Origin of the sequence: Paenibacillus cymbidii (assembly GCF_004764705.1) — a bacterium.
GTDB classification, from domain to species: domain Bacteria; phylum Bacillota; class Bacilli; order Paenibacillales; family NBRC-103111; genus Paenibacillus_AN; species Paenibacillus_AN cymbidii.
In genome coordinates this window covers 107,760-128,077 of sequence record NZ_SHLX01000020.1, presented here as the reverse complement: position 1 = coordinate 128,077, position 20,318 = coordinate 107,760, and the positions used below count along the sequence as shown (strand labels likewise).

Sequence of the window (20,318 nt, the reverse complement as noted above, 5' to 3'; positions counted from 1 at the left end):
AATAGACCCAGCGGCGCAGCGCTGATCAATTTGCCCCCTTGACGCATACAACCCGAGTGGAAGCGGACACATTCCCGATTGGAACTGTTAGGTGTCTATGTCGTTAGGAGTGCCGATACGCGGCTGCGGTATTTGTAAACAGGCAAATATGCCAATTCCACTGGTAATGTGACTTCTGCCAGAAGGGGGCGCGCGCAATAAAATAATATTGCGAGAAGAGCCAATTCTATGATATATACCGTGATACATGGTTTTATTTACAAGGATACCCGCTCGATTGCGATACGGCAGATTCATCCGGAAAGGTTGACGTCATGGGAGAGACAACGGCAAGAAGTTCGATATGGAGCCCCGCATGGCGACTGCATACTTATACGAGCCGCTCCTTCTGGAGATGGGGCATATGGCGTTGGTTCGGTGGGCTGGCTTCGGCTTCCTTGAACATCATGATCGCCCGCACCCTCGGCAAGATGCTGGACATCGCGATCAGCGGCATCTGGTCCGAAGCGGTCACGTTTATGATCTGGATGGCGATTTTTGTTCTGGCGCGTACCGGAATTCATTATATTAACATCTTGACCAACTACCGCTACCGGTCGGAAGCCGCCTACCTGATGCAACATGCCATCATCGACAAGATCAATGCGCTGCCCATCGGCTATTTTGAATCCAGACATACCGGTACGGTCACTTCGCGCTTACTCAATGACATAGAGAAAATACAACAATTTCTTACAAATTCTGTTGCAGGAATCTGGAGTCACACGCCGGTCAACATTCTGTTCGGATTGTCCTTGCTCTTCTTCATCAACTGGAAGTTGACGCTGATCGTCATCACCGTCGTCATGGTCACGACCTTCCTGCTCAGCAAGGTGTCGATTCCTCTTTCGTCACACGCCAAGGCCGAGCAAGCAAGCATGACCAAGTATAACGCATATTTACGCGACTTTCTGGAAGGCAACGAGATCTATAAAATTTTCGGGATGGAGAAAACCCACGGCAAACGATACAACGCCGCCGTCGCGGAACAATACGGTCACAACAAGGCGATCCGGAAACGCCGCAGCTTCATGGGCGCTATCTCCGGGCTTAATTTCTTTCTGCCCTTTGTGCTTTCCTATGTGGTCGGCAGTTTCTTTGTCGCAAGCGGCGAGATCACCATCGGCAGTCTGTATGCGTTCTCGATGATTTTGCCCAATGTGACGCTGGTTGCCTATCAGGTGGAAGAGTCAGTCGCGTTAATCGTCGAGAGCAGCGGGATATCGCGGCACTTCTTTGGATTGATCGACACGCCGGAGGAACGCAGAGACGGCGCCGACTACAGTCTGGCGGATGCCCGCTGCGTCATCGCCTTTGACAAGGTCGGATACTCCTACCCTAACGGTCTTCACGTTTTGGATAATTGTTCCTTCTCCGTGCCCAAGGCTGCGATGGTGGCACTGGTCGGAGCAAGCGGCGGCGGAAAATCCACCTTGTTCAAGCTGCTCAGCGGGTATTACGAAGCATACAGCGGGGAGATCCGCATCAACGGTCACTCCTTGCGCGAGTGGAACCTCCGCGCCTTGCGCAGCAACATCGCTTATGTCGGCCAGGAGAGTTACTTGTTTGACAATACCATCATGGAAAATATCCGTCACGGCAGGCCCGGAGCGACCGACGACGAGGTGATCGCCGCAGCCAAGGCCGCTTATGCCGACGAATTCATCCAGGAGATCGAACACGGCTATCAAGCGACACTGGGCGAGCGGGGAATCAATCTCTCCGGCGGGCAGCGGCAACGGATCACCATCGCGCGAGCCATCTTGCGCAACGCGCCGATCATTTTACTGGACGAGCCTACCGCAGCGCTGGACACCCGTTCGGAATTCCATGTGCAGCAGGCGCTGAACAATCTCTCGGCTAACAAAACATTGTTCGTGATCGCCCACCGCATCTCCACCATTCAACACGCCGACCTGATCCTTGTCCTGGACAACGGCACCATCGTCGAACAAGGCACCCATCAAGAACTGGTTGCCCGCAGCGGACGCTATGTCGCCTTGTATTCCACACAAATTGTGGAGGAAAAAGCATATGAAGCGTAGTTTCATGACCGACTTCACCCGATTCACCAAACTGTGCGGCAAATACGGCGGCAAACTGTGGATGATCAGCATCATCAGCAGCCTGGTCAGCGGCACGCTCGGCGCCATTTTTCAGGCGCAGGCATTAAAATATATCATCGCCTATTTTATTGAGAAACAGGACAATGCGCTGCGCCTGGCTTTCCTGATGATCGCGCTGACGCTGATTGTCGGCTGTGTGCTCCGTCCGCTCCTGAATTACTGGAGCCAGATCATCACCAGCAAAATAACAGCCGCGATGCGGGTCAAACTGTTCGACCATCTCAACACGTTGCCTTCCTCGTATTTCTCCGGCACACACAGTGGAGATGTTGCCGCGCGAATCAACGGGGACGTGGACGCTTTCTCCAAAGCGTGTGATACGGTGATCAGCTTTCTTGGTGCGCTGCTCCCCGCCTTCACCGTCATTCCTTATATGATGACGCTGGATATGCGGATGGCGGGCATTATTGTCGGCATCGGCATTCTGTTCCTGTTGCTCACCGTCAAGGTGATCACGCCACTGCGCAACCGGCAGCAGAAAGTCCGCGCCGAGATTGCCAAACTGTCCGTCGCCGCCACCGAAAGCATCACCGGGTTCAACGTCATCCGCACCAACAACCTGGAGGAACAGTTCGGACAAAATTTTAAACAAAGCGCGAAGCAACTGCTTCACACGCAAGTCAAATACAGCAATCTGGAAGCTGTCGTCGGCATGTTGGGAATCTTGATCTGGACCAGCGGGCAGGCACTGACAGCCATCTTCGGTCTCCTGTTTGTCTTTGCAGGAACGCTTGCGGTCGCCAACTTGTCCGCGTTGGTTTCAGTCAGCAGTAACGTAATCCGCATTTTTACCGATTTCTCTTCGCTGCCGGTCCAATTGCAACAAGCTTTTGCGGGCGTCGATCGCATCTACGAGCAACTCGCTATCACCCCTGAATCGGAACGTTACCCGACAAGCGGGGTTACCGGTCCCGCCGGGACCGGAATCAGCGTAAAGCATCTCTGCTTCTCTTACAACGGCACGACGAATGTGCTGGAAGACATCCATCTCGACGTGCAGAAGGGACAAACCATCGCGCTGGTCGGAGACAGCGGAAGCGGCAAAACCACATTGGTCAAAATTTTGGCCAGCCTGTACCGCGCAACCAGTGGCGAGGTGACCGTATTGGGCCGTCCCCTGAACGATTATACGCTGGAGGAGTATCGGGAACAGATCGCTTATGTGCCGCAGAACGCCTATGTCTTCGATGGGAGCATACGAGAAAACATTGCATATGGCAAAGAAATTGGCCGTTTCGAGGAAGTCGTCACGGCGGCGCGCAGCGCCAACGCGGAATCATTCATTCTGCAGAAGCCCGATCAATACGAAACACTTGTCGGCGAGCGCGGGATCCAGCTCTCGGGCGGCGAGCGCCAGCGGCTGGCGATCGCAAGAGCGATCTACAAGAACGCGGACATCTTGCTGCTGGACGAGGCGACCTCCAGCCTGGACGGCGAGTCCGAACTGGCTATCCAACAAACGCTGGATCAATTGATGAAAAAGCATACCTGTGTAGTAGTCGCCCACCGTCTGTCCACCATAACGGGTGCTGACTGCATCTACTTTATGCGCGGAGGCAAGATCATCAGCAGCGGCCGTCACGAGCAAATTTTGGCGACATGCCCCGAATATGAGGAACTGTATTACAAGAAATTTCAATCGCAAGCAACTTAAAACAGTCGTCCCCCCCTATGGAAACTAGGGAACCGGCTGGTTGATCGCTTGCCGATTTTGGGTAGCGTTAAAATAGTGATAGTTTAAACAATTCGACAATACTCTCAACAAAGGTATTCCGACGATTACCAATTTTCCGCGGAGGTTTATTATGATAAATCAGATACATATCCTCGGTGCCTCAGGTGTTGGAGCATCGACTCTGGGGAATGAACTATCTTTACTTATACCATATGTTAATTTTGATGGGGATGATTATTTTTGGATTGAGAAGTTTACAAAGCAAAGGGAACCGAAGGACAGGCTACGGTTATTAAAAGGCAGTCTTGAGAGACAAAAGCAATGGATACTTTCGGGAGCTGTCTGTGGTTGGGGGGATGAATTAATGTCGGAATTTGATTTGGTTATCTTTCTTTATATTCCGAAAGATATAAGGCTCCAAAGATTAAAAGAGAGGGAATTAAGAAGATATGGCGAGGAAATACTGCCAGGCGGAAAAAGGGCCGAACAATTCAAAACATTTGTAGATTGGGCTGCTCAATATGATGAGGGTGGATTAGAAGTTAGAAGCAAAACCTTGCATGAGCATTGGATGTCAGGTTTATCTTGTCCGATATTGCGTATTGAGGGAGATTATTCACTAAAGGAAAGAGTCGATATTGTATTGGATTATCTAAAATCAAAAGACGCATGAATCAAATAACCGTTGAATTGTGTGCACGTAAAGACAAGTTTATCATCAACAATCTATACGCCTATTGTTCCCATACCTAGTAAAAGTCGATGGAGTACCATCAGGAAAAAATATGGTATATTAGTTTGATGGTCTTACACTTAGGGGGTGTATTGTTGTCTTCTCCTTTTGACTGTATTACTGATTTTATGTTTTATGAAACAGAGATTGGTCCATCAGATGTTGTTTTAATTCCAGGAGGAAGTCATCCTCAATTGATGGAAAGAGCCGAGATGCTATACCATAAGGGTATTGCTTCATTAATCCTTCCTTCAGGTGGAGCCACTTCACATGTAGAAACAACTGAATGGGAATATTTACGAAATGTTGGAGTATCTTTAGGAGTTCCTTCCGAAGCAATACTTAAAGAAGATAGAGCAACTAATACCTTTGAAAATTCGCGGTTCTCATTTGAGGTTTTACAACAACAAGGGTTAACCCCCAAAAAGGTCGTTTTAGTTTGTAAAAACTATCACGCACGAAGAGCGCTTTTAACGTACCAGATTGACTTTCCAAGAGAAACAGTATTTTATGTAAGTCCGGTTATTGATAAAACAGGAACTTCAAAAGATAACTGGTATTTAGAGGAGAATAAAATAGGGTGCGTTATGAATGAACTTGAGAAGGTAGGGAAATATTTTAAGCATCATATACACAATTGGGTTAAATAACTCGTTAACGGTTACGTTTGCTTCATAACTACATCACGAGGCCGCCGCGGAAGTTTGATCGGTGGTCTCGTTAAGTTATCGGGCAGGATAATTAAATAAACTCGTGGTATTTATTGGATATGACATTGGATAAACAAATGATGAGAGGCGGCATTCTATGCAACTAAAAACCAGTTACCAGTACATTCCTGTAACTAATCTTCAACAGGCTATGGAATGGTACTCAGAACATCTTGGTTTTAAATTAGCAGTTGAAGACGCGATTTGTTTAGAATTGAGAACAGAATCAGGAGTTCGAGTAATCTTAATACCTAATGAAGAAGGTAAAGTTACGTCTCATATGAATTACACTAATGGTGTGCAAGCAACTTACGGCTTTACTGTAGGTGAGGATATCCATTCGCTTTACCAGCAATTCAAAGACAAGGGAATAAAGGTAGGAAAGTTGACAGACTACCAAGGCTTATCCTTTAAGTTTTTTGACCCAGATGGAAATGCAATAGAACTTTGGGGTGACTATCCAACATTATAGTTCATTACGGATTCTTAAGCTCAGCGATGGAACCGATCCATCTCTTGTTGTCGTTCCAGGGTACAACCTTCGCTCAACAAACGGGCAGCTTATTACGAATTGTAACCATTGAATCTAGGAGAGTACGTTGCTATAATTCAGCACAAGCAAGTTTACAGTTTAGATGAGGCTGCCGCTAAATAAACGTTATGATGTCGGCTTTGGTTATCAATGTATTAATATTGGGATCTGCCTATTGGTTTCTGTACAACATGGACGAGGAATCAAGATTGTTTGGAATTGATTTCCACGATCTGATCCAATCTTTGATGTTGCTGCCATAATTTTAGCCATTAGCATAAAAATACTCCTCTAACACGAACCGTTTGATTTCAATTTTCTCCAAACATTCCGACCACGAAAGGCATTTGCAGTTTAACCCCCTGTCGAGGATCTGTATCATTAAATTCAACTGCTTCTTTCGATCCTGCTGATTTATTTCGTTTTGATGTTTTTGGTTTCCTTCTTAATGTTGCTACCGCGGCAGCAGTTCCTTATTTATCATTCGGCAGGCGATCAGTATGCCGGCGACAGAGTCACGTTCGCCATAAACGCAGAACTGGAGTAAAACTTGCAGCTGTCGGGAACACTTCATTTGTTTGCGTCCGGATAGGATACATTACTTGATTGGAGTCTGAACGAACATGCGGAGAGTGTGGCTAGGAGTTGCCGTTCTTGCGATTCTTCTCGTGGGTACGGGGATAAGTACGTGCGCCAAAGCTGCGACACAAGAGAATCGAAAAGAACCAGAAGTGTCGATCCAAATTGACGTTGTGCGCAACAGATTGACCTTGTTCATCGACGGCGTGCCGTTCAAAAAATATCCGATCGCCCTGGGCAAACCGGGAACGCCAACGCCCGTTGGGGAGTGGAAAGTCGTCAACAAATCGAAAAATTGGGGGAAAGGCTTCGGTTCCCGTTGGATCGGTTTGAATGTTCCGTGGGGTACATTCGGCATTCACGGCACCAACCGCCCGCATTCGATAGGTTCGGATGCGAGCCACGGCTGTGTGCGCATGCTGAATCGTCACGTCGAGGAACTATACAATCTGGTGCCGATCGGCACGCTCGTCAACATCATGGGGCACCCGCTTGGCGAATCGTTTGCGGACCCGAGGCCGCTCGCCCTGGGCGATAGCGGCGCCGATGTGATGCTCATTCAGTTCCAGCTCAAATTCGCCGGTTTCTATAAAGGAGCATGCAACGGTCGTTTCGACGGCGCGACCGATCAAGCGCTGCGCAAATTTGAACAGTCGCAAGGTTTGCAGGTTGACGGGGTTGTCAGTTTGAGCGATTATCTGGCACTCGGGTTGCTGGAGTAGAAGGTATTCAAATCTAATGGTTGCCGCGGGTACACCATTCGGATCAAAGCACCGCATAAGGATCGTCTCTACACACGCCGGACCGGCGGAGCGGGGCGGTTTTTTTTCATGTTTCCCTTAAACATACGATATTGTCCCCGTGGATCGCATTCTGTCCCTTCAGGTTTATGAGGTACGATTCTATACTTTACATGTCATGCAGATAAACGAGGGAGGAAACGACAATGGCACAACCGGAAAAGGCGGGGTATATTTCTCATTCGGAGAGTACGTATTATTTGAAAATAGGCTTTCATCTCGAGAAGATGATGATGGAGCATTTGGCGGCGATTATTCCGGCGATGCCCGACTGGGCGATGAAGCAGGCGCTTGGGTTGCATCAATGGCAAGATTCGATACATGCCAATGAATTGCGGGTTCGCACGAAGGAGCTTCGCGGCCGCCCGGATAAACAGGTTCATCCGGCTTTGTCATATATACCTGTCTATTTGGCGACTGCCCCTAACGTCCGGGCGATGCTTGCCGCGATTTATGAAAGCATGAAGCCGCGGTTGGTGGATTTGCTGCAGGAGCAGGAAAAAAGCGTGTTCCCCGTTCACGATGCGCCGACGCAGCACATCATGAAGCAAATTTGCACAGAAGAGAAGGAGCAAATCGCAAGTATTAAGCTCCTCGAGCGGCTGTCTGCCGAACTGTATAACACACCGGCATGGCAACCGTGGTATGCCGCATGCGATCAAATCATCGGCGAGTTGCTGGTTGACGTGTTCAGGCAGTCCAAGACATGGACGGAACAGCGACATCAAGAGGCGCTGAGGGAATTAGTCCGGCTTGCGCCTGAGCAGTTGGAGCTTCCCGCTTCTCAGGCGATTCGTCCGGAGAATTTTCAGGTGCAGGATCGCGTGAGTGCACCGGTCAATCCTTCTCGCAGAGAGGAATTGATTTGGCAATTCGGCTATGGTTATTTGCAGGAGATGCAGGCAGCTGAAACGCTCGGCAGCATTATGTACGAAATCAAGGGGATGCCGTGGGAATTTTATCTTGATTTGTCCCGCCATTTATGGGATGAGGTGCGGCACTCCACGATCGGGGAAGTAAGGCTGAAGGAGATCGGCGTCGCTCTCGAAGAAATGAAATACATGACGGGAAACTACAGCTGGCGCCAGGAAATAGATGCAGCCCGCCGATATATCACCCTTACGCTCGTTATCGAAGCCGGCTCGTTTCCGCTTCGCCATATGCGGCTGAAGGGTCATATGGAGTTGAACGATTATTTATCCGCTCAGGCATTCTTGTATGACGCGGCGGATGAAACGATGCATGTCCAGTATGGCAGGAAGTGGGCTCCCGAGCTCATGTCCCGCTATCGGCTTGGAGCCGACCTCGAGGCATTGGTGCAGGAATGTCGGGAGGCTAACGACAAGCGCACATTCGACAATAATAGAGAACCCGGGCCGGCATGAACAAGCGGATTAGCACTTTTCTGCAATCGGGCGTATTTTGTATAATAGGGGCATAAGTTGGCGAAGGGCGGTAGCCGAGGGGGAGACATAATTTTGCTTCATGTGATGTTCAAGCGGCACAGCATCGCCATCCCGTGGTTGTTGTCTTATGCCGCCATACTGCTCGTTCCGCTATTGGTCAGCATCGTCACGTACACCCAAACGAACCGGACGGTTGCAGAGGCAATCAACCGCTCGAACAATCTCATCCTGTCTAAAGTGCGACAGGACATGGACAACTGGCTCTCCGATATCGATCGGCTGAGTATTGAAATCGCTTTCAACCCTCAAGTGCAAGAGCTGCTGACAATCCAAGGGCCGCTCATGCCCGAACAGTATTTTACGTTGTACAAAGCGTTCGAAAGCTTGAAAGTGTACCAGTCTTCGCAGCGGTCGGCGCATTACTTCGTCTATTTTCCGTCCATAGATGCGATTGTAACGCCCGAGATCAGCAATTCTTCCGAAGTCGTTTATAACCATCTTTATACACGCAATCCGATCCCCTATGAGGAATGGAAAATGCGGCTGCAGCAGCGTTACAACGGCGGTTACGTCCAACTCGGAAACAGCGCGGCGAACGAAAACGGGGGCATCGGCGATCTTGCTTATGTCCGCTCCGTCCCGATCGGGAACCCCAGTTCGACGATCAGGGGGAATGTGGTGATCCTCGTGGACGACTCGAAATTTTGGATAGCCGGCAGCGTTGACTATATTCACAATGGCGTAGCGGCGATCCTTGACAAGCAGGACCGGGTGCTGGCTTCCACTTCGCCGCTTGTCGAGCCCATGCCCGTCGGGTATAAAGAGCTGGCGGGCAAGAGCGGCGTCCTGAAGGCGTCCTACTCGGGGCAGCCTGTGGTCGTTTCCTATATAAGCTCGGAGGCGACCGATTGGAAATATATGATCCTCATGCCGGAGCGTGTTTATTGGGACAAGTCGGAATATATCAAAAAAGCGACTGCGATCGGCTTGCTCGTATGCTTGTTAATCGGCGGAGGGCTTGCGTACTTGTTCGTCCGCAAAAATTATTCGCTTGTCCGGGCATTGATGGAGCTGTTTCAAGGACGAAAGAACGTGGTTATCGTCCCGGGCGCGCAGGCCAACGAGTACAATTTCCTCCGGCAGGCGATTCACTCGACGATTACGGAGAACGAGGACATGAGCAGCAGATTGACTACGTTCATGCGCGGCCGGTTTATCGAGAAGCTGCTGAAAGGGAAAGAAAGCGCCATTCCGCTGGAGCAATCGCTGGACGCCTACGGGATGCATTTCGTTTCCGATGCGTTCACCGTCATGATCGTACGGGCGAATGAGGATGCGGATATGCCGCTTTCGGCGTTTCGTTCGGCAGTTGCGATCGCAATCGATCAGGCGGCCGGACCGATGGTGACCGGATATTTGGCGGAGATGGACGATTGGCTCGTCTATTTGCTCAATTGCGACAAACGAGAGGAATCGGATGACCGGATACGGGACGCCTCCGCGTCCGCAATCGCGAATCGCATCGCCGGTCATATGGAGACCCTGCACGGTATTTCACCTGCTATTACCGTCAGCGGTGTCCACTATTCGGCGATCGGCATTGCCAAAGCGTACGACGAAGCGCTCGAGGCGATGGAATACCAGAGTGTCTACGGCGTGACGGGCGTATTCCTTTACAGCGACATGAACAACACCGGGATGAGGGGCGAATACTATTACCCGCTGGAGAAAGAGCAGTCATTGATGAACAGCATCAAGGCGGGAGAGTACGGGTACGCGGAGGCAATCATAGATGATATATTCAAGGATCATTTGGAGCAGCGAAAGCTGCCGCTCAAACTGGCAAAATGTTTATTCGTCGATCTCGTCAGCACGATGCTGAAGACGATCAACGATATGAGCAGCATAAGCGACAATCCGTTTCTGGAATCGCTCGATCCGATCGAACGACTGCTTGAATGCCGTACAGTAAACGAGTTGAAAGGGCAATTGAAGCAAATTTTACGCAACATATGCGGGTATGTCCGACAGGAGCAGGCGGGCAATCGTCATACGTCCGTCGTTCAAACCATAGTGAGCATCGTGCAGGAGCAATACCGCAGCATCGATTTCAGCATCGTTTCGATCGCCGATCAGATGGGGCTGCACCCCGCTTCCGTCTCCCGCATCTTCAAAGAAGGAACCGGTACTCCGCTGCTGGAGTACATCGCCAAAGTGAGAATCGCCGAGGCGAAAAATGTTATGCAGGAGCCCGGGATGACGATGGACATCGTCGCACAAGCAGTCGGTTATTCCAACGTACGCACGTTCCGGCGCGTATTTGCCAAACATGAGGGGGTAACGCCCGGTAAATATATGGATTTGTTATGATGCGAGCCACTTGTAGAGCCATGGATGACATGGCTTTTGTTTTTTGTCCTGGCGCGATCGAGTTTGTCCTTGCAAATATGCGCTATTGTCCCCCCATATCATGATTTGTCTCTGTTCGGCGGCAAGTTGCCGATTCTATACTTGGCTTGTATCGCAAAATACATGGCGTTCAGGAGGGTACGATGAGCAAAAGATCAAGGTGGGTTGCGTCGTCGCTTGCAGCAGTCATGCTGGCCGGCGCTGCGGCAGGTTGTACGAAGGGCGGCGGGGACGAGGCGAAGGTCGGCGCGACGGCGGCGCCGACGGCGTCTCCGACCGCGACGGCGGCGGCCGGGAACGAACCGGTATATCCGATGAAAGGCAATGTCAAATTAAAGTTCTGGTTTCCGCTCGCCGCCAATACGTCGGCCACGGCGAAAAATCTCGCCGAAACGGAGTTCGCCCAAGAGCTGAAGAAGCGTACCGGCGTCGAAGTCGAATACATTCATCCGGCGCCGGGCAAGGAAGGCGAACAATTGAACCTGATGATCGCCTCCGGCGACTTGCCGGATATTATTTGGAACGACTGGACCAAATATCCCGGCGGACCGGAGAAAGCGATAGCGGACAACGTCATTGCCAAGCTGAACGATGTGCAAAGCAAGTATGCGCCGAACTATACCGCCTACTTGAAGCAGCATCCGGACATCGACAAAATGGTGAAGACGGACGCAGGCAGCTATTACTCGTTCCCGATCATCAAGGGTGATACGAGCATTCTAGTGTCGGCCGGGCCCTCGATGCGCAAAGACTGGCTCGACGAGCTGGGGCTGCCGATCCCGACCACGATGGACGAATGGTACACCGTTTTGAAAGCGTTTAAAGAAAAGGAAGGAGCGGTCGCGCCCTTCAGTCCGTATTGGTCGTTCCAGGGCAATGTGCTGCCTTGGGGTACTTTTGTCGGGGCATACGGCATCACCAAAGGGTTTTTCGTCGACAACGGCAAGGTCAAGTACGGATCAATTGAGCCGGCTTACAAAGATTTTCTCGCGACGATGAACGTCTGGTTCAAGGAGAAGCTGCTGGACAACAATTTTGCCACCCTGGATACGAAGACGGTGGACGCCAACATCCTTGACGGACGATCGGGCGCGACAGTGTCCAGCCACGCCAGCGGCGTTGCGAAGTGGATGACGGCGATGAAGGACAAGGATCCGAAGTTCCAAATCGTCGGCGTGCCGTATCCGGTATTGAAGAAAGGCGATACGCCGCAATTCGGACAATACTCGCTCCCCTACATCGGCTTCGGAGCGGCGATTTCCGCGAAAAGCAAAAACAAAGAGGCAGCCGCCATGTTCCTCGATTATCTGTACAGCGAAGCGGGCTCGATGCTGGCCAACTTCGGCATCGAAGGAGTCAGCTTCGCGTTGGTGAACGGCAAGCCGAAGTATACTGAGCAAATCACGAACAATCCGAACAAGCTTCCGGTCAGCCAAGCGATGGCACGCTACATGCTGTCGCACGACATGGGGCCATTCGTGCAAAATCCGGACGTGCTGCAGACGATGACGGACGCGCAAACAAACGCGGTGAAGGCATGGGCCGCCACCGATGCAGCCAAACACTTTATGCCGCCGGTATTCGTTGCGGCCGATGAACAGGAGAAAATGGCAACCATCATGAACGAAGTGAACACCTATGAAAACGAGATGCTGTTGAAATTCGTGATGGGCTCGGAATCGCTCGACGGCTTCGACAAATATGTGGCGCAAATGAAGAAGCTCGGCATCGATAAGGCGATCGAGATGCAGCAGGCGGCGCTCGACCGGTATAACAAACGGTAAACCGTTGTCCGGCGGGGGAGCGGGAAGTAACTTCGCTCCTCTGTCGGTTTCAACCGCACAAGGCATGAAACAAGGAGAGACGGCAACATGAACCGACGGTTGGAGCTTCGGCGGGCGCTGCAGATGTGGGTCCCCGTCATTCGCCGGGATTGGTTGAGAAATTATTCGTTGTACATGATCGTGCTTCCCGTCATCGCGTACTATGCGCTGTTTCATTACGTTCCGATGTACGGCGCGATCATCGCCTTCAAGGAGTACGTCCCTTCCAAAGGGATATGGGGAAGCCCGTGGGTTGGATTCAAGCATTTTCAAGTTTTTTTCGACAGCTTTTATTTCGGGCGCATTCTCAAAAATACGCTTGTCATCAGCCTCACTTCGCTCGTATTCGGCTTTCCGGCGCCGATCGCGCTTGCGCTGCTCATCAACGAAGTGCGCAGCCGTTATTTTTCGCGTTTCGTGCAGACGCTCACGTATATGCCGCATTTCGTTTCGCTCGTCGTCGTGTGCGGGCTGATCATCGATTTTACGATGGACAGCGGCGTCATCAATGCCGTCATCGGGCTGTTTGGCGGCGAGAAGGAGACAATGCTGAACAAGGCGGGCAATTTCGTACCCATCTATGTGACATCGGAAATATGGCAGGAAGTCGGCTGGGGTTCGATCATATATTTGGCGGCGATGAGCGCGATCGATCCGCAGCTGTACGAAGCGTCCACGATCGACGGCGCCAGCCGATGGCGGCAGACGCTTCACGTGACGCTGCCCGGAATTGCGCCGACGATCGTCATCCTGCTCATCTTGAAAATCGGCAGTATGCTCAGCGTCGGTTACGAAAAAATCATTTTGCTGTACAATCCGGCCACGTACGAGACAGCGGACGTCATCTCGACTTATGTATACCGTAAAGGGCTGCAGGATTTCGCATGGAGCTTCAGCGCGGCGGTCGGTCTGTTCAATTCGACGATCAACTTCGCGCTGCTCGTCGGAGCGAATTGGTTCAGCCGGAAAGCGGGCAATTCCAGCTTGTGGTAAGGAGAGATACGAATGAAAGATAGCGTCGGCAGAAGAAGCTTTCGCGCACTGAACGGACTCGTGCTGGCTTTACTCTCGCTCGTGACCGTGTACCCGATCGTCTATGTGGTCTTCGCTTCGCTGAGCAATCCGGCGGAGATGATGGCTCACCGCGGCCTGCTGCTCGCTCCGCTCGGCTGGTCGCTTGAAGCGTATAAGGTGGTGCTGGCGAATCGGATGATTACCGGCGGTTACGTCAACACGCTCATCGTCGTCATCGCGGGGCTAACCGTCAACTTGCTGATGACCTCGCTCGGCGCTTACTTCTTGTCGCGCCAGGGAGTGCTGTGGCGCAATGCCATCATGATGCTGATCGTGTTTACGATGTTTTTCAGCGGGGGGCTTGTGCCTTATTATTTGACCGTCATGGGGCTCCATCTCGGCAATACGCTGTGGGCGCTTATCGTTCCGACGGCTGTTAACACGTTCAACCTGATTTTGATGCGCACCGCCTTCCTCGGCATTCCCGGCGAAATCGAAGATTCGGCCCATCTTGACGGCGCCTCGCACCTGACGATTTTGTTCCGTATCTTCCTTCCGCTATCGATGCCGGTTGTGGCCGTCATGATTTTATATTACGGCGTCGGCCATTGGAACTCGTGGTTCAACGCGATGCTGTTCATTCGTGACCGCGATCTGTACCCGCTGCAGCTCGTCCTGCGGGACATCCTCGTGCAGAACGACACGGACGGCATGCTGGTGGGGATGGACTCGTTCGACAAGGGGTTAATCGACGTTACGCTGAAATACGCCGTCATCGTTGTGGCGACCGTGCCCGTACTCGCGTTGTACCCGTTTCTGCAAAAATATTTTGTGAAAGGCGTGATGATCGGCGCCTTGAAGGGGTAGTGGCAAGCAGAGCGGGGGCTGCGACGATCGCTCCTTCCCCCGCGCAAACGACGAGGAGGTGCGAACGATGACAGCGATTCAAGGATGGCGGCAACGGCTGTGCACGCTGCTGTGCGGAACGTTATTGATCGGCCTGCTGCCCTTTTCTCCATGGACATCCGGCGAGGCGAACGCAATTGCAGGGACGCCGAATGCGGAGACAATCTTGTTCGCGGACGACGGTTCATCCATGCAAGCGGCGGGATGGACGGCGAACAGGGCGCCCGAGAACGGCTTGTATACGACCGATGCCGGGCATACGCTCGGCAACCCGAACGGGGTGACGATGAAGCCGGTGCCGGCCGGCCAATATTTGCTGTTCGGGGATCAGGCGGCGGGCAATGCGGGGCATTATACGCTGCTTTCCCGCGATGTGACGATTGGGCCGGGCGCTTGGACGGTCGAGCTGTCGGCGCGCTTCGCCGATTTGATGACCCCGTCGCGGTATGCGGCGGAGCGGGGGTTCGGCATCGATTTATACGCCGACCATAAGCGATTCAAGCTTTCGTTCAACGATCGCAACAAAATATCGGCGCTTATCAGCGTCGCCACATCCGCCTTCGTCACCCAGGAAGTGGCGATGCCGGCCGATGCGGCGTTTCACCGCTGGGACATCGCGTATGACGGCGCGAATACGGTGACCGTGTTGCTGGACGGCACTGCGGTCGCTGCGTTCACAGGCATCGTGCAGCCGGCGCCGACTCACGCGGACGGCTTTACGCTGTTTAATGCGCCGCTCGATTGGGTGTCGGGCACAAACGAAGTGTACATCGACAGCATCAACCTATACAAAAGTGCGTTGACCGATCCCGACGCACTGCTCACGGATTTCGGCTCGAGCTTGAGTGGGGCCGGCTGGTCGCGGACGTTGGCGCCAATCAACGGGTTGTACGCGACGGATGCCGCGAATTCGCTCGGCAACCCGAACGGAGTGACCATGAAGCCGGTCGCCGGCGGACAATATTTGCTGTACGGCGACCAAACGGCGAGTGCCGCCGGCAAATACGTGCAGCTGAACCGCGACGCGGCGATCGGTTCCGGCGCCTGGTCGCTGCAATTCGGCGCGCGCTTCGCCGACTTGATGACGCCGGCGCAGAACGTGGCGGAGCGCGGCGTTGTGTTCATCGTCTACGCTGCCGGCAAACGGTATCAAATCGCCTTCAACGACCGCGACAAAGTCGTCGCGCTGACGAGCGGCACGGGCGCTTACATCCGGCGACAGGTGGCGATACCGGCCGACAGCGGCATCCACGAGTGGGAGATCGCCTACAACGGCGGGCGAACCGTCTCCGTCAAGCTGGACGGCGCAGTTGTCGCCTCGTTTGACGACATTTCGTTTGCGACCACCCATGCGGACGGCATGACGATCGCGAATTCGCCGCTCGACTGGCAGGCGGGCACGAACGAGACGTATCTCGACAGCGTTCGCTTGACGAAACGGGCGACGGCGGACGGCACGGTGCTGCTCGAGGACGACGCCGCCAACATGAAGCAAGCGGGGTGGAGCTTGCGGATCCCCGCCGAGAACGGACTGTATATAACTGACGCGGGCCAAACGCTCGGCAATCCGAATCAAGCCGCGATGAAGCCGGTTGCGCCCGGACAATATTTGTTCTACGGGGATCAAACCGCAAGCTTCAACGTGAAATATACGTCGCTGGCGAAAAGCTTCACCATCGGCCCCGCTGCGTGGACGATCGAATTCGCCGCCCGCTTCGTCGATCTGATGACACCTACGCAATATCCGGCGGAGCGGGGATTCGGCTTTCTGGTTTATGCCAATCAGAAACGGTATCAGCTCCTGTTCAACGATACGAACAAGCTGCTCGCGCTGACGAACGCCAGCACTTCCGAGTATGTCCGCAAGGAAGTGGCAATGCCGACCGATGATGCGTTTCATCAATGGGCGATTACGTATGATGGCATCAATACGGTCATGGTGCTGCTCGACGGCGCGAAGGTCGCTTCATTTGCGAATATCGCCTTGTCCGCGCCGGGCAGGGCGGACGGGTTGACGATCGTCAATACGCCGCTGGACTGGCAGGAGGGCACGAACGAAGTCTATTTGGATTCCATTCGCATGTGGAAGGGCGCGATCGCCGATCCGAATGTTGCGATCAACGACGACGCGACCAGCTTCGCCGCCGCCGGCTGGACCGCGGACACACCTGTCTCCGGCGCTTACTTTACCGACAGCGGCCGCACGAATGGGTCCGTGCCGGGCATGAAGACGATCGAGGTCGGCCGCTATTTGACTTATGCCGATTCGTCTGCCTCCGGCGCCGCGACGATCCGCCAATCGGTTGCGCTCGGAGCGGGCGTATGGGCGACGGAATTCGACGCGCGTTTCGATCGCTTGGCCGTCCCGGCCGCATCGTCGCCGGAAGTTGGGCTGAGAACCGACATCGTCGCCGGCGGGAAGCGGTACCGTGTCATCATCGGCGGCGCCGGCAAGCTGCTCGTCGAAAACGCGCAAGGCGGTTACGACAACGGGGACGCTGCTATCCCGACCGATGGACTTTTTCACACATGGGGCATCGCCCGCGACGAGCACGGCCGAATCATCGTCACCCTCGACGGCGGCAAGCTCGGCTGGTGGACAGGGGCGGGAACCCCGACCGCAGAGCCGGACAGTTTCGCGATCGGCAACGATGCCGTAGGAGCGCTGTCGGGAGCGAACGAAGCCGCGTTCGACCGCATCCGGCTCACGCGGAACGAGCTGCCGGAATGGACGCAGTTTAAGCCGCTCATCACGGGCGTTACCGTGTTGCCAACTTCACAAACCGCACAGATTGACGCGATCGTCTCCGTTGCCGATGCCGACCCGCTGTGGTATGCCTCGGGAGCCCTGACCGTACAAGCGGCCGTATACCAAGGCGACACCGCCGTATACTACGGGACGCAGGCCGTACAAGGTCCGGCGGTCACGGTGCGACTGAACGCGGGCAACGAAACGGGCGATATGAAGATGAAGCTGCGGCTGGTGGACGGCGGCGGCGCCGTCAGGAACGAGGTGACGCAGAACATCAAGGTGTACCGCGCCGTATACGGTCTGAATCCCGGACAAACCGACACCGCCGTACCGGGGGAAGTCCGGTTGTTTACCGCGATGGACGAGACGACGGACAATTCGGGCAACCCGACACCGCTGGCGGAATGGCATCAATCCACCTTTACGTATGACGGCACGAACGAGGGCGGTATTCTGTTGGAGCATGCCGACGGGAGCGGCTCGTGGCAGCTTCCGGTCCACCTGAACGGCTGGTATGGGGTTTATATCGGCTACGTGACCGGCACCGAAGGGTTTACGGTAACGGACGGCGTCTATCCGCGAGATGTGACGATTCCGGTTGTCGGCCCCGTTCCTTCTGTACCGGTCGATCCATATGGCAGCAAAGCGATTGCGGAAGTGTTCGCGCTAGCGTCCGATTTTGCCGGCGGCACCGTATCGGTCGCCCCATTGGCCGGGAAAAAGGCCAGAATCGCCTATGTGAAGCTGATCGGGCTGACGCCGGATGAAATCGCGGCGTACACGCGGCCGGACGAAGGGGCGGCAGGCAAGCGAGTCATCTACAATAACGACGGTTCCAGCGATTTTTATTCCGGTTTGTATGCGGACGAACAGACATTGGTGGACAACGCCGTCAACATTTTTGCCGGGCAGGACGTCGACTCGTTGTACTGGGGCCTTGGCACGACGATGCTGCTGCTGCGCAACAGCCAATACGCAGGCATGCCGTTCGCCGGCTTGACGCCGGCGCAGGAAGCGTTGATGGCGGACGGGGATAAACAGATGCGGGACACGATTGTCGGCATGCTGAACAGCGGCAAAGATCCGCTGACAATCGTCGCCGGCCGGGCGCGGCAGCTCGGACTGCACCCGTTCGCGTCCATGCGCATGGAGGCGTTCTATAAACAAGACCAATTTCCGTGGCTGAACGGCAATTTGTACGGCGAGTACGCCGGCAAAGGCTATTTGCAGAAAACGGTGGACGGCTTCAACGATTTTCGCATGAGCTACGCATATCCGGAGTTTCGGCAATATGTCATCCATGTGCTGCAGGAAGCAGCGGCGGTCACCGATGCAGCGGGCGTTCCGCTGATCGATGGTGTGGAGCTCGATTACGGCCGTTACCCGTACGTGCTCGGCTACGAGCCTGTACTTACGAACGCGTACAAAGCGCAATACGGCATTTTGCCGCAACAGGAGACGACGCAGGCGGGGCTTGCCCGATGGTACCGGTTCAAGGCGGAAGTCATGACCGACTTCATGCGCGACGTGCGGCAACAGCTTCCGGGCAAGCTGATTTCGGTCCGCATTCCGTACGACGAGTACGAGAAGGACGGGCTCGACGTCGCGACATGGGTGCGGGAAGGGCTGATCGACCGGCTCGTGCCGTCCGTGATCGGACACGAGGATTTTTTCGGCAGCTTGAACGTTTTCCGCGACATGACGGCGGGGACGAACGTGCAGCTTTACGGCGGCATTACCTCTACACTGGCCGGTCACGAATTGACGAAACAGGAGGAAGATTTGCGCAAGCGCGGCATCCCGATCAGCGCCGGGTTTACGGCGGTCAGCCGGCAGCAATATTTGCTCCGCGCGCACCAGTTCTACGAAGCTGGCTACGACGGCGTCTACATCTTCAACAATTGGAACGGCGGTCAATCGATACTTGGCGCGCTCGGCGACCGGGTGAAGGTGGATCGTTGGTACAAGCTCGCGTATCCGGCGGAATGGGTACAAAATTTGGTTACGGTTGCGCCTCCGCAACAGACTGTGACGGGCTTGCGCCCAATCGGCGGCTCCGCCTTGCGCATCGAGGAAGGCAGCCTTTATGTTGATGCTGGCGCAACCGCCACGGACGGCGCCGGAGCGGATATTGGCGGGCGGATTGTCAGCGACGCGCAAGCGGTGGACACGCATACGCCGGGTGAGTATACGGTGTCGTACCGTATCGCCGGCGCCGACGGCCGCGATGCAGTCGCTCCGGCAACGCGAACCGTCACTGTCGCACCGCATCGAGTGTCCGCACAAGGCAGCGCTGACGGGTCAGGCGCGATCGTAGTTGACGGAGCGCGCGGCGGCGTGGAACTGAAGCTGTACGACGCTTCCGGAGCGGTGGCGCGAACCGGCTTGGCCGACAGTACTGGCGTGCAGCAGTTTTTGTCCGTTCCATTCGGCGGCGGCTATACGGTAACGCAAACGGCGTACGGTGTCGAAAGCGATCGGAGCGTTGCCGTCGATGTGACGACCAGCGTGCACGCGATGCGCGGGCTCGTCGGCCAATTCCGCGCTTCCGGCGATATCGTTGCCGCTTTCGCGGACGAACTGGATTACCGGCTTATGATCATTGCCGCGCTGCTTGGGCAGCACGCTTCCGCACAAGCAGCCGCATACATGGAGGATTTTGTCGCGCATATTGGCGATCCGGCCGTTCTGCAGCAGCGCTTGATCGCAGCGGAGGCGACGGAGACGCTGAAAGCGTCGGCTCGCGCCTTGCTGCGGCAATGGACGTCGTAACGCTTGGCGACAGCATCGGCCGGGTTCACGCGAAAGGGCCGC

Annotated in this window: 12 protein-coding genes; all 12 read left to right on the top strand. The window is 54.2% G+C overall.

Annotation, left to right across the window (positions count from 1 at the left end):
• Window positions 1–314 precede the first annotated feature (314 nt).
• On the top strand, window positions 315–2,084 hold the full coding sequence (locus EXY20_RS24940) for an ABC transporter ATP-binding protein (protein ID WP_135554841.1): 1,770 nt from the start codon (window positions 315–317) through the stop codon (window positions 2,082–2,084).
• Between the two features lie 61 nt (window positions 2,085–2,145).
• The gene (locus EXY20_RS24935) at window positions 2,146–3,819 is read left to right on the top strand and encodes an ABC transporter ATP-binding protein (protein ID WP_167859497.1); all 1,674 of its coding nucleotides are present in this window, start codon (window positions 2,146–2,148) and stop codon (window positions 3,817–3,819) included.
• A 151-nt stretch (window positions 3,820–3,970) separates the two neighbouring features.
• Window positions 3,971–4,513, top strand: coding sequence for an AAA family ATPase (locus EXY20_RS24930; protein ID WP_135554839.1), 543 nt, complete (start codon window positions 3,971–3,973; stop codon window positions 4,511–4,513).
• Window positions 4,514–4,668: 155 nt separating this feature from the next.
• Window positions 4,669–5,223 (top strand): YdcF family protein, encoded by a 555-nt coding sequence (locus EXY20_RS24925; protein WP_135554838.1) that lies wholly within the window; start codon window positions 4,669–4,671, stop codon window positions 5,221–5,223.
• A 157-nt stretch (window positions 5,224–5,380) separates the two neighbouring features.
• Window positions 5,381–5,755, top strand: a complete 375-nt coding sequence (locus tag EXY20_RS24920) for a VOC family protein (protein ID WP_135554837.1) — start codon at window positions 5,381–5,383, stop codon at window positions 5,753–5,755.
• Between the two features lie 791 nt (window positions 5,756–6,546).
• Window positions 6,547–7,116 carry a L,D-transpeptidase family protein gene (locus EXY20_RS24915; protein WP_235886185.1) on the top strand — a complete coding sequence of 190 codons (570 nt, stop codon included), beginning with the start codon at window positions 6,547–6,549 and terminating at the stop codon, window positions 7,114–7,116.
• 224 nt (window positions 7,117–7,340) lie between these two features.
• Window positions 7,341–8,579 (top strand): DUF455 family protein, encoded by a 1,239-nt coding sequence (locus EXY20_RS24910; RefSeq protein ID WP_135554835.1) that lies wholly within the window; start codon window positions 7,341–7,343, stop codon window positions 8,577–8,579.
• A 102-nt stretch (window positions 8,580–8,681) separates the two neighbouring features.
• Window positions 8,682–10,970 carry a helix-turn-helix domain-containing protein gene (locus EXY20_RS24905; RefSeq protein WP_235886188.1) on the top strand — a complete coding sequence of 763 codons (2,289 nt, stop codon included), beginning with the start codon at window positions 8,682–8,684 and terminating at the stop codon, window positions 10,968–10,970.
• Between the two features lie 182 nt (window positions 10,971–11,152).
• Entirely contained in the window at window positions 11,153–12,793 is a 1,641-nt protein-coding gene (locus tag EXY20_RS24900; RefSeq protein WP_135554833.1) for an extracellular solute-binding protein, read from the top strand.
• A gap of 87 nt (window positions 12,794–12,880) precedes the next feature.
• Window positions 12,881–13,825: an ABC transporter permease gene (locus tag EXY20_RS24895; protein ID WP_135554832.1), complete on the top strand. Its 945-nt coding sequence runs from the start codon at window positions 12,881–12,883 to the stop codon at window positions 13,823–13,825.
• A 12-nt stretch (window positions 13,826–13,837) separates the two neighbouring features.
• Window positions 13,838–14,713 (top strand): carbohydrate ABC transporter permease, encoded by an 876-nt coding sequence (locus EXY20_RS24890; protein WP_135554831.1) that lies wholly within the window; start codon window positions 13,838–13,840, stop codon window positions 14,711–14,713.
• A gap of 67 nt (window positions 14,714–14,780) precedes the next feature.
• Entirely contained in the window at window positions 14,781–20,276 is a 5,496-nt protein-coding gene (locus tag EXY20_RS24885; protein WP_135554830.1) for a LamG-like jellyroll fold domain-containing protein, read from the top strand.
• Window positions 20,277–20,318 lie beyond the last annotated feature (42 nt).